Origin of the sequence: Opacimonas viscosa, from assembly GCF_024199005.1 — a bacterium.
In the GTDB taxonomy this organism is placed as follows: domain Bacteria; phylum Pseudomonadota; class Gammaproteobacteria; order Enterobacterales; family Alteromonadaceae; genus Opacimonas; species Opacimonas viscosa.
This window is the reverse complement of record NZ_JANATA010000008.1, coordinates 107,144-118,488: the sequence shown is the minus strand read 5'-3', so window position 1 is coordinate 118,488 and position 11,345 is coordinate 107,144. Positions and strand designations below refer to the sequence as shown.

General features: G+C 41.3%; 10 protein-coding genes and 2 tRNA genes. 5 read left to right on the top strand and 7 right to left on the bottom strand.

Going from position 1 to position 11,345, the window contains the following annotated elements; translation table 11 throughout:
• Positions 1 to 205 precede the first annotated feature (205 nt).
• Together NLF92_RS06375 and NLF92_RS06370 are read right to left on the bottom strand one after the other, a co-directional pair.
• Positions 206 to 282: transfer RNA gene (locus NLF92_RS06375), tRNA-Arg, on the bottom strand.
• 49 nt (positions 283 to 331) lie between these two features.
• Positions 332 to 408 (bottom strand) — tRNA-Pro (locus NLF92_RS06370).
• 206 nt (positions 409 to 614) lie between these two features.
• Here NLF92_RS06370 and folD point away from each other — a divergent pair.
• The 5 genes from folD to NLF92_RS06345 all read left to right on the top strand — a co-directional run bounded on the left by folD (position 615) and on the right by NLF92_RS06345 (position 5,709).
• On the top strand, positions 615 to 1,472 hold the full coding sequence (gene folD / locus NLF92_RS06365; RefSeq protein ID WP_254099962.1) for a bifunctional methylenetetrahydrofolate dehydrogenase/methenyltetrahydrofolate cyclohydrolase FolD: 858 nt from the start codon (positions 615 to 617) through the stop codon (positions 1,470 to 1,472).
• 76 nt (positions 1,473 to 1,548) lie between these two features.
• Positions 1,549 to 2,097: a DUF1415 domain-containing protein gene (locus NLF92_RS06360; RefSeq protein WP_254099960.1), complete on the top strand. Its 549-nt coding sequence runs from the start codon at positions 1,549 to 1,551 to the stop codon at positions 2,095 to 2,097.
• A complete protein-coding gene (gene tsaA, locus NLF92_RS06355; RefSeq protein WP_254099958.1) occupies positions 2,081 to 2,803 on the top strand; it encodes a tRNA (N6-threonylcarbamoyladenosine(37)-N6)-methyltransferase TrmO in 723 nt (240 codons plus the stop codon). Before NLF92_RS06360 ends, tsaA begins: the two co-directional genes overlap by 17 nt.
• Positions 2,804 to 2,902: 99 nt before the next feature.
• Entirely contained in the window at positions 2,903 to 4,615 is a 1,713-nt protein-coding gene (locus tag NLF92_RS06350; protein WP_254099956.1) for a proline--tRNA ligase, read from the top strand.
• 188 nt (positions 4,616 to 4,803) lie between these two features.
• Complete coding sequence (locus NLF92_RS06345) at positions 4,804 to 5,709, top strand: phospholipase A (RefSeq protein WP_254099954.1); 906 nt, start codon at positions 4,804 to 4,806, stop codon at positions 5,707 to 5,709.
• Here NLF92_RS06345 and NLF92_RS06340 read toward each other — a convergent pair.
• The 5 genes from NLF92_RS06340 to NLF92_RS06320 form a co-directional block, all read right to left on the bottom strand.
• A complete protein-coding gene (locus NLF92_RS06340) occupies positions 5,704 to 7,077 on the bottom strand; it encodes a ribonuclease J (RefSeq protein ID WP_254099952.1) in 1,374 nt (457 codons plus the stop codon). The genes NLF92_RS06345 and NLF92_RS06340 overlap by 6 nt on opposite strands.
• 145 nt (positions 7,078 to 7,222) lie before the next feature.
• Positions 7,223 to 8,776 carry a CotH kinase family protein gene (locus NLF92_RS06335; RefSeq protein WP_254099950.1) on the bottom strand — a complete coding sequence of 518 codons (1,554 nt, stop codon included), beginning with the start codon at positions 8,774 to 8,776 and terminating at the stop codon, positions 7,223 to 7,225.
• A gap of 289 nt (positions 8,777 to 9,065) precedes the next feature.
• Positions 9,066 to 9,641, bottom strand: coding sequence for a YdcF family protein (locus tag NLF92_RS06330; RefSeq protein WP_254099948.1), 576 nt, complete (start codon positions 9,639 to 9,641; stop codon positions 9,066 to 9,068).
• A complete protein-coding gene (pseI, locus tag NLF92_RS06325; RefSeq protein ID WP_254099946.1) occupies positions 9,638 to 10,705 on the bottom strand; it encodes a pseudaminic acid synthase in 1,068 nt (355 codons plus the stop codon). The genes NLF92_RS06330 and pseI overlap by 4 nt, the downstream gene beginning before the upstream one ends.
• Complete coding sequence (locus NLF92_RS06320; protein WP_254099943.1) at positions 10,692 to 11,306, bottom strand: formyltransferase family protein; 615 nt, start codon at positions 11,304 to 11,306, stop codon at positions 10,692 to 10,694. Before NLF92_RS06320 ends, pseI begins: the two co-directional genes overlap by 14 nt.
• Positions 11,307 to 11,345 lie beyond the last annotated feature (39 nt).

The window sequence follows — 11,345 nt, the reverse complement described above, 5'->3', positions numbered from 1 at the left end:
AAGTCATAAAGATAGTTTTAACGAGGATGTCTCGAATGGCGAGGACGGCAGGATTATCTCGGGCTCCTGCCCTCGCTGCTACGCAGTGCGCCTTCGCGCAATGCTATTTTGCTCCATGCAAAATAGTCAAACCTACGGTTCTCACCCTGCTTAAATTAAACATGTGCTGAAGTCATAAAGATAGTTTTAACGAGGATGTCTCGAATGGCGAGGACGGCAGGATTCGAACCTGCGACCGTCCGCTTAGAAGGCGGATGCTCTATCCAGCTGAGCTACGCCCTCGCAGTGGGCATATCGAAATTATTGTTGAGTACAATAGAACTGGGAATAATGGTCGGTGAGATAGGATTTGAACCTACGACCCCTTGGACCCAAACCAAGTGCGCTACCAAGCTGCGCCACTCACCGACAAGGAGCGCGAATATTACCGAGTAGAACGCATTTGGTCAATCGCTTTTTGACGTAAATTCACTTATTTCACAAAATAACCTTATTCCTGAACAGATATTAAACAGCTAAGGGATTTATTTCAAATAAACATCGTTCATACTTTGGCAAATTTGCTTCTATGTGAAACAATATAGGTATCAGTACTATACAAGGGTTATCTCTCCATGCAAGCGCATCTCATCGACGGTAAAGTCATTTCAAAACTTGTACGACAGGATGTCGCCACTTATGTCACACAAGCAACGGCAGCGAACAAACGCCCACCCGGTCTGGCTGTTGTGTTAGTTGGTATGGACCCAGCGTCTCAGGTATATGTCAATAATAAACGTAAAGCTTGTGATGAAGTCGGGTTTGTATCAAAAAGCTATGACCTACCGGCAACCACTGAACAAGACGAGCTTTTGACCTTAATTGATACACTCAATGAAGATCCTGAAATCGATGGGATCTTGGTACAACTTCCTCTCCCGGCAGGTTTAAATGCAGAACTCATCTTGGAGCGCATTCATCCGCACAAAGACGTCGACGGTTTTCATCCTTACAACATAGGCCGTTTAGCTCAACGTATTCCTGCCTTACGTCCTTGTACACCCAAAGGCATTATGACTATGATTGAATCCACCAAGCGCAACATTAAAGGCTTGGATGCAGTGATTGTCGGTGCTTCAAATATTGTGGGACGACCAATGGGGCTGGAATTACTCCTAGCAGGCTGTACGGTTACCACCTGTCACAAATTCACTCAAGATTTAAAAGCACATGTACAACGTGCAGACCTCTTAGTGGTTGCTGTAGGTAAACCAAACTTCATCCCAGGTGAATGGATTAAAGACAAGGCCATTGTCATTGATGTAGGTATCAACCGTTTAGAAGATGGTTCTTTAGTGGGTGATGTCGAATTTGCTAAAGCATCAGAAAAAGCGGGCTGGATTACGCCTGTTCCAGGAGGTGTTGGCCCAATGACAGTCGCTAGTTTGATTGAAAATACACTAGAAGCTTACGTTAAATACAGCGGGCTGTAATTCCCCATACTGATATCGATTGGCGCAGTGAAAATCTTAGATGTTAGTTTTTCACTGCACAACACACGAGAATATTATGCAAAGCAAAGCTGAGATTGCTGTAAAACATTGGTTGGCAGAAATTGTGATTGGTGAAAATTTTTGTCCATTTGCGCAAAAACCTTTTCAACAAGATGCCATACGCTATTCCACAATAGCCTCGACCAAACCGGCAGAGGTACTTGCTCGCTTCATCAATGAAATCGATATTCTAGACGCTCATTCAGAAATCGAAACGACCTTATGTATCATTGATACCAAACGCCTTTCTTTTTATGAATATCTGGATTTGCTAGATGCTGCAAATGTCTATTTAGAAGATAAAAAATTAACAGGTGTGTACCAAATTGCGTCTTTTCACCCTGAATATTTATTTGATGGGGAACCCGTGGATGCGCCGAGTCATTATACGAATCGCGCCCCCTTCCCCATTTTACACATATTACGAGAAGCAAGTTTATCTCAGGTATTAGACAATATGGCTAGTGAGCACAATATTCCTGAAACGAATATCGCTCGTGCGAATGCTTTGGGAATAGCGTTTTTCGAAAACCATTTACAACAAGCTTATGACCTATCAGATTGAACCGATTGGTCATATCCAAACGCCTTTTACTGAAAAATTTGGGATCCCTCGCCAAGGCATAGCACTGAGCCAAATCCCAGGAAAAATCGTCTTTAATACTCCCTATGATGATATGAATGCCTTTCGTGGGATTGAAGCGCATAGCCATTTGTGGATTTATTTCCTATTTCATGCCAATGCTGCCGCGACTGAACGTTTTAGTCCTCTGGTTCGCCCCCCTCGTTTGGGCGGAAATACTAAGTTAGGTGTCTTTGCAACTCGCAGCTCTTTTCGCCCTAACAATATTGGGATGACATTAGTAAAACGTGGTGAGCTAGTCAGACAACGTCAGCAAACAACATTAACCGTTTATGGGGTGGATATGCTCCATCGTTCACCCATTCTGGATATTAAGCCATACATCCCGTACGCCGATATTTGCCCCCAAGCAAGCAGTGAATTTGCGTCTGAAGCACCTGCTGAAATTTTGCAAGTACACTTCTCTGTAGCAGCTCAAACACACATCAAAGCGTGTCAGTCAATGTATCCAGATCTGCTGGGCATAATCCAAACGGTACTCAGTCAAGATCCACGTCCAGCCTTTCATTCTGAAGCCGGTTTTACCGCTAATCATCCCAACAAAACCTATCATATTGCCCTGTATGATAAAGACGTGCATTTTCAAGTAAGAGATAATGTGGCAGAAGTCATAGAGATTACTGACTAGGTCTTTTCTATAGACTATTTTCTGCTTTTTCATCGTGCGACTTATGCTAAAATACGTCGCAAATAAACATCCTTTATAAGATAAGGTTCACCTAACAATATGCGTACTTCTCAATATTTATTATCTACCCAAAAAGAAACACCTGCTGATGCAGAAGTCATTTCGCATCAACTGATGTTGCGCTCCGGCATGATCCGCAAAGTGGCATCTGGTCTGTATAATTATTTACCTACAGGTCTACGCGTATTAAATAAAGTCGCCAACATTGTCCGTGAAGAGATGAACCGAGCTGGTGCGATTGAAATTCTCATGCCAGTTGTACAACCTGCAGATTTATGGGAAGAATCAGGACGTTGGGAAGAATATGGCCCTGAACTTTTACGGATCAAAGACCGTCATCACCGTGATTTTGTGTTGGGTCCGACCCATGAAGAAGTCGTCACTGCATTGGTCCGTAACGAAGTATCTAGCTACAAGCAGCTGCCTTTGAACGTATACCAAATTCAAACTAAGTTCCGTGATGAAGTACGCCCACGTTTTGGCATTATGCGTGGTCGTGAATTTACCATGAAAGATGCCTACTCTTTTCATTTGAGCCAAGAATGTTTACAAACGACTTACGACAAAATGTACGCAGCGTATTGTCGAATCTTCGAGCGCATTGGGCTAGATTTCAGGCCGGTTATCGCAGATACTGGTTCGATCGGTGGTTCGGCCTCACATGAGTTTCATGTATTAGCGGATTCTGGTGAAGATGATATCGCATTTTCCAATGCTTCAGATTATGCCGCTAACGTCGAAATGGCTGAAGCTTTAGCGATTACACAGCCTGCAGAAGCAGAAGCCGAATTAACGAAAGTCGCGACTCCTGAACAGAGAACGATTAGTGATGTATCCACCTTCCTCAATATCCCCGTAGAGAAAACGGTCAAAACATTGATCGTCTATGGTGTTACCGATGAAGATGGCAACACACCATTGGTCGCATTAGTACTGCGTGGCGACCATACTTTGAATGAAATTAAAGCTGAAAAACATCCTCTAGTTGGTACTCCGTTTGCTATGGCGGATGAAACTGTAGTAGAGGCACAATTAGGTTGTAATTTCGGCTCTATCGGACCGGTAGGATTGGCCATTCCGGTGATAGCTGATCGTTCTGCCGCGACTATTCCTAATTTTGTCTGTGGGGCAAATGAAAATGATGTACACCTTACTGGGGTGAATTGGTCAAGAGATGTTAGTGAATTTACAGAGTTTGATTTACGCAACGTTGAAGCTGGCGATAAGTCACCAGATGGTCAAGGCACATTAGAAATCAAACGTGGTATCGAAGTTGGTCACATCTTCCAATTAGGTGACAAGTACTCCAAAGCAATGAACTGTGGTGTGTTATCTGAAACAGGTAAACACGAAACCTTGACTATGGGTTGTTATGGCATCGGTGTATCGCGAATCATGGCTGCTACCATTGAGCAAAACCATGACAAGTATGGAATAAAATGGCCTGATGCTATTGCACCATTTAAAGTCGCTATTATTCCAATGAATATGCACAAGTCTCATCGCATCAAAGAAGTCGCAGAACAACTTTATGACGATTTACTAGCACAGGGTGTTGAAGTGTTATTTGATGATCGTAAAGAACGTCCGGGTGTCATGTTCAACGATATGGAGTTAGTGGGTGTTCCTCACGCAATCGTCATCGGGGAACGCAATCTGGATAACAACGAAGTAGAGTACAAAAATCGCCGTACAGGTGAAAAGAGTATGTTGTCGATTGATAATTTAGTGGATTTCTTAACATCGTTGTAATGGTTGTAGGCATAGCACCTCAAGCTGCGCTTAACGATATAAACTTGAGCTAGTTTTTTTATAGCTAGCTCAAATTCATGCTTCTCAATAAATTAACTCTGCTATGCTAAAATTATTCACATGGAAAAGTGGTTAGTGTATGTCAATTTTTTTCTCTAAAGTGCGTTTTATTCTGTACTCTTTTTATAGTGTGCCCCCCAGTTTTTGCCCAAGAAAAACCCCTTTCTGGCATTACAAAGTCATTAGTCGACACCTATGAGGATATTTTAGACAATCCCAAAGCACCGTCTATCTTTGATGAAAGAGAGATCATCGAACAGCGTTTACTAGATAACCCCTTTGCCATTTCACAATATCGACAAAATTATCTTTTACCGCTGAGCTATGTGACCAACCCCAATGATATCTCTTTACCAACCGCCAATAATCAAGAAATTGATAACTTCGAAGCCAAATACCAAATTAGCTTAAAAATGCCAATTTGGGTCACCCAGAAAAAAGATAGTGGATTGTTTTTTGGATTTACTTTGGTGTCTTTTTGGCAAGTCTACAACGATGAATTATCTAAACCCTTTCGTGAGACTAACTATGAGCCTGAAGTTTTTTATCAGTGGCAAACGAATCTCAGTGCACTTGATATGCGCTTTAATTCGATAGCTCTTGGTATTAACCACCAGTCAAATGGACAAACAGGGATCTTCTCTCGCAGTTGGAATCGGTTGACTTTGACTACTTTTTTTAGCAGTCAAAACGCAGCTTATTACCTCAGGACTTGGTATCGCTTACCAGAAGATAAAAAGCTCGATGACAACGATCCTTTTGGTGATGATAATCCCGATATATTAGATAATATTGGTCGTATAGAGCTCGGTTTTGCAGTGCGTCTAGGCCAAGATTTTAAGTTGTTTAGTCGCTTGAGAAACAACTTAGATATGTCTGATAATCGCGGTAGTATTGAATTAAACTTATCTTACCCATTTGCCCAGCGTTACAACTTGATGTTGCAATATTTCAACGGCTATGGCGATTCGATGATTGACTATAATCGTCATCAACAGCGCATCGGCTTAGGTGTACAACTACGTTTCTTATGAGCGAGGTCGTTTAATCGCAATGCGCTTAGCAGCTACAAACCCGCGTTTAACCATTGTTTGTGGTGCTATTTGATAAAGGTCGCCATTTCTGCCAAGTAACTGAGAGTGAATTTTCATCTCTTTGGCAATCTGTGCATGTCGAGCTAAATGTGCTGGTTCACCGTGGGTAGGGATAGCTATTTTGGGCTGTACCCAATGATACATCAGCTTTAACTCTTCCTCATTAGGATGGCCTGACGCATGAATAGGTAAAGCACTGTCTTGTGCTTGGATGACTTCTACATGCATCGCCTCCAAACGCAGGATTAAATTCGCCACCGCTTCTTCGTTACCTGGTATAACAATCGTACTAAAAATGACCCTATCGCCAGCATCCAATTCGACTTGTGGATGGTTTTGTTTGGCCATGCGTGCAAGAGCAGCTTTAGGCTCCCCTTGAGAACCAGTCGCAACAGCAAGGACTTCGTGTTTAGGAAGATACCCAGTATGTCTATGATCAATAACCTGACATTCATCTGGCCAGTATCCAGTCCGACGCGCAACGGCCAACATATTTTTTAAAGAGTGACCGTATAACGCCATATAGCGCCCTGTACGTGCTGCGACTCTAGCCAGTGTAATTAAACGCGCTATATTAGAACCAAAACACGTCACGATAACACGTTTCGGTGCACTATTTATGTAGTGATACAAACCTATATCGCACTGGCTTTCAGAAATGCTAAATCCTGATTTCAACGCATTTGTTGAATCACATACCATCGCGGTAATATCTAAATTACCAAGCTGTTTAAAATGGTCGACATTCATCACTGAGTGCACCACCGGCTGTTGATCAATCTTCCAATCACCGGTGTGGAACACACTGCCAGCAGAGGTGCGCAACACCAAACCATAGGGCTCAGGAATTGAATGTGTGATACCCAACCATTCACATTCAAAAGCACCAATCCAAAAACGTGCCTTGTGATCAACAATGACAATCGGGACTTCCTCAGCAAAATCAGTTTCAGAGAGTTTACGTTTTAGGACTTCTGCAGTAAAAGCCGTTGTATAAATAGGTTTTTTAAAGCGTTGCCAAAGGTGAGGGATTGCGCCGACATGATCTTCATGTGCATGAGTAATGATAATCCCCTGTAATGCATCTTTTCTGTCTTCAATAAAAGTCGGATCAGCACTCACTAAGGGGTGACGGGTCACCCGTTCATCATTATCAAATTCAGGATTAATCGGAGCGTTGAATGTCAGGCCACAATCCACCATCAACCATTCACCAGCATGCCCATAAAGGTTCATGTTCATGCCGATTTCTCCGGTTCCTCCCAAAGGTAAAAACCAGAGTTGTTCTTGTGTTGGATTTGAGTTCATGTTGGCCGAATTTAGGTGGTTTAATTTATTCTACCTACTTATATGTGACAAAACAGAAAAAAGCCTATAAATTCTCAAAAAACTCGAACTATAAGCCCAATAATCGACGTTTTGTATGAAAAATCAGGCTATTTCGGTCTATTTTTTATAGTTGATTAAGTGCGTTATCCAGCCAATCCATACGCGTATTAAACCAAGATTTTAACCTGTCGACTTCAGCTTCATAAGTATCCAGCACGACTGGATTTGGCCAGACATAGATGCCAATAGTTTGCCATCTAGCATCATTTTCAGCTTGGGCATAACGCAATTTATCTGCATATTCATCGACTTTTGCTAACAAGAAATCTCGATTTTCATCATAGTAAGCAAAGCGTTCTTGGACCTGACGCACAAAATTAGGATCTTGAAACAAACGTTCATACCAAGGGTTTTGCTTTATCCAAAATCCTTCTGGAAACTCAGGATCTGCATAATCGACATTACCAAAGGACAAATCAAAGTCCCATAAGGGTCCCATTTTAATTTTTTCCCCAGGAATAACATGAAAGTAAATACTAGAAAATGATCGAGAGTCTACATTTTTGGTTATTTCACTAATTAAATACCAATCAATGAAACTATCTAGGTCAATATATTTTTGATAACCGTTTACCGGATCAGCAAATTGATTGCCATATAGCGCCTGCTCAAACTCGTGAACTAAACGAGAGATATACAGATACTGACTATCTCCTTGTGCCAAGCTAGGCTCTTTGATATTGATTAAAAAGGTATCTGTCTCAAAATATACATCATCAGGATCGAGCCGGTCTAGCTGGTCTATCTCTAATAAAAAACCATCATCACCAATATCGACTCGGTCTCCACCCTCTTCAACCTTCTGGGTAATATGATAAGTCCCGATATAATTTCGGTTTAAAAACACTTCAGCAAATTCTGAATCAGTCGTCCAATCAAGCGCGCTTAGATAACCTAATTCATATGCTATTTTGTTGCGCAGCATGGTTTTATCTGCATATTCAGCCAAAAATAACCATTTTTTATCATTTTCCATATCCAAAAATTCGCGCTTTGCAGCTAATTTCATTTGATAGGGCTTTTTGGGCATACCCCATGTAGAGTTTCCTCGGCCTCTTATTTCCATTTCCATATTGTCTAAATCACTAACAACACCGTTGCCAAAAACTTCGACGGTTCCTGTCGTGTAATCATCGCGGTTGGTAATATCATTGCCGTTATCTGTTGTCAGATTGATCACAGGTAAACCGGTAAATTGCATTAATTCAATCGTGTAGTTTTTACCCGTTCCTGCTGCATTGCGCACAGTGTATGTTACAGGTTGAGTAAAGTCGTTTACCGTCACGCCAGATACTTGCTCTACATCCCCGACCAAAACACTCGCCCCGCTGAACACGAATGTAGCCACTAGATTACTCACATCCATGACTTTTGGAGTTCTGATAAAAATAGTGGAATCGTTGATCTCCGCTCTGATAGTTTCAGAAACACCAGAATTTGTACTCGACATAAACATAAAATCGGAAAGAACAGGAGTTACTGGTGCAGGTGTTGTTGGCGTCGTCGGAGTGGGTGTCGCAGGTGATGAGGAACCAGCGCCACCACATGCAGCAATACTCACTATCGCTAATACACATAAAAGCATTTGAAAAAATGATTTTAAAAATTTTGTACTCATTCTCTTGCCCATTGCGTCATCGATTATTGTTATTCTTATACCGACTAACTGAGATTGTTTTCTATTCAAAAACATACATACCACTTATTAAAAAAATGTTAACAAACAACATAATAGAACAAATAACAGTAAAATGTAAGCGCATTCATTTTTTGAGCAAAGTAGGTAGTTTGGACGACTGTGTAAGTTTTTTATGGTGAATCTGCACCATGAATTGGTTTATGGGTTGGTGCTTAGGGTAACTTTCTAGAGTGACGGCTTAACGTTATCTAATTGAAGGGACATTAACTCATGGACAAGAAATTTTAGGATGGATTTGACCATTATAGAAAGGGTGTTTTTCGCTAAGTACTTTAAACATCTCACTTCGAGATGAAAAATCAACGCCTTTGAATGTTTGATGGAAAGCTTCTAGTGATTGTTGCTCATGGAACAAAATTTCTGAATCGAAGTTTGCTTTTGTAGGCACTCCATAGACTTCGATTGAAACAGCTTTACTAAAGACATGAGTGAAAATAGTACTCGCCCTTTCTACATGGTAATCTGATGTAATCACCGTCACTTTTTTTAGTTTCTCTTTGTGCAGGGAATCAAAACAGAATAGCGCATCACCCACTGTATCACGTGACTCCCTGATAACTATGATTGACGCTTTGGGAATATCTGAATTGTGTACGATGTAATCGCTAACGACTTCAGCAATGGGTGTAGCACAATCACCACGATAGTCCCAACCTAGTGTGACTAATTTATCAAATTCATTACTCGAAAATAGCTTGATTGCCATATCAGCTCGCGCAGCAGACTCCTCACCTAATACACAATTTTTTGACATTAAATGTGATAAGACAACTAACAAATTCACTTAGTGCCTCCTTTGTTGAAGTGCTGAACAGTTACTCTATCACCTCTTTTGGCGGGCATGAGACATGTCGAGCCAATGACATGATCATAATATTTCGCAGCTAGACCAAACCCAGGACGAATTCTTCTCACGCTTTCTTTAGTGATGACATCTCCTTCGTTGACATCTTCAACAAAATACAATGAGCGACGAAAAACTTTATTACCATCTTCAGCTGTTGCACGACTAAATGATTGAGGCCCTAGCGCTTGGAATGCCTCTTTTGTTGCATTGACTAGTGCTTTCATTTCATTGGGTTCAAGCGAAAAGCTACTATCTACGCCACCATCAGATCGGTCTATCGTGAAGTGTTTTTCTATGGCAGTCGCGCCAATTGAAGTCGCCAGTACACTGGCTAGATTACCCACGGTATGATCAGAGAGGCCAACTTGAATTTTAAATTCCTTCTGTAGAAGCGGAATCATGTTTAAGTTTGCTTCAGACAAAGGCGCTGGATAACTACTGATACAATGAAACAACAAGATATTGTTATTTCCGACAGATTTGGCTGCCTCTAGTGCTTCACCAATTTCATCAGACGAAGCCATGCCCGTTGACATTAGTATCGGCTTACCCTTTTTCGCTATATACTTAATAAGAGGTAAGTCGACCACTTCGAATGAGGCTATTTTAAAAGCTGGTACATCTAAGCTATCAAGCAAGTCCACAGCAGTTTCATCAAACGGTGAAGAAAACAGTGTTACTCCAATCTCATTTGCATAAGCGAAAAGTTCTTTATGCCACTCAAAAGGCGTATATGCTTCGCTATACAGATCATACAAAGACCGTCCCTTCCATAGTCCATCCTCTATCAGAAAATCCGACTTCTGGACATCAATGGTCATGGTATCGGGTGTATACGTTTGGATTTTAACTGCGTCAACCCCAGCGTTTCGGGCTGCTAGAATGGTTTCTTTAGCTCGTATTATCGAGCCGTTGTGATTAGCTGACACCTCCGCAATTATGTATGGAGGTTTTTCACGAGAAATTTCCCTTGCGTTAATCACAATACTATTTGGTGTCATACTTCAATCCTTCGAGATCTAATCTTTCAAGTTCGTCAAATATCTTTGCGTTCCATCCAGAAAAATTATGTGGTAAATCCTTCACAAAGTGGATCGTTCCTTTACCCCTTTGTTTTTTAGCTGTCCATGTGTCGTTGAGCATCGATGGGAGGAATTCAAGAAACAAATCCTCCATGTTTTGTTCTAACACGGCATGTGTCTTCACAAAAGTGTCATCAGACGCTTTAAAATTTACGTATCGTTGTTGCACAATAGGGCCAGTGTCAATCCCACTATCGATTAAATGTATCGTGACACCACTAGGAGTATTGTCATAAAACGACCAAAAATTTGGATGAGCACCACGATTATATGGCAAATAAGATATGTGTAAATTAAATACAGGACACCCAAAACTATCGAGTGTCCTTTGTTTAAGGATATGGGCATATCCATAACTGATTACATAGTCATAGCCTGAGATAGTGTCAATGATATCCTGAGTATGATCGACCGCACATTCATTGGCTATGAGTGCATCAATGATGGTTGTCTGTGTTTGGTCATAACCAAGAAACAAGACTTTCTTCTTAGGATGATTAATGTTGTCAATGCGTATCATTTCCACTATCGCTTTTTGCTTCCTTGCCAATGCTCACAA

What these genes read in the sequence shown, in the direction of transcription:
- folD (WP_254099962.1), top strand. Translation starts at nt 615, where the DNA reads ATGCAAGCGCATCTCATCGACGGTAAAGTCATTTCAAAACTTGTACGA.
- NLF92_RS06350 (WP_254099956.1), top strand. Translation starts at nt 2,903, where the DNA reads ATGCGTACTTCTCAATATTTATTATCTACCCAAAAAGAAACACCTGCT.
- NLF92_RS06360 (WP_254099960.1), top strand. Translation starts at nt 1,549, where the DNA reads ATGCAAAGCAAAGCTGAGATTGCTGTAAAACATTGGTTGGCAGAAATT.
- tsaA (WP_254099958.1), top strand. Translation starts at nt 2,081, where the DNA reads ATGACCTATCAGATTGAACCGATTGGTCATATCCAAACGCCTTTTACT.
- pseI (WP_254099946.1), bottom strand. Translation starts at nt 10,705, where the DNA reads ATGACACCAAATAGTATTGTGATTAACGCAAGGGAAATTTCTCGTGAA.
- NLF92_RS06340 (WP_254099952.1), bottom strand. Translation starts at nt 7,077, where the DNA reads ATGAACTCAAATCCAACACAAGAACAACTCTGGTTTTTACCTTTGGGA.
- NLF92_RS06320 (WP_254099943.1), bottom strand. Translation starts at nt 11,306, where the DNA reads ATGATACGCATTGACAACATTAATCATCCTAAGAAGAAAGTCTTGTTT.
- NLF92_RS06335 (WP_254099950.1), bottom strand. Translation starts at nt 8,776, where the DNA reads ATGAGTACAAAATTTTTAAAATCATTTTTTCAAATGCTTTTATGTGTA.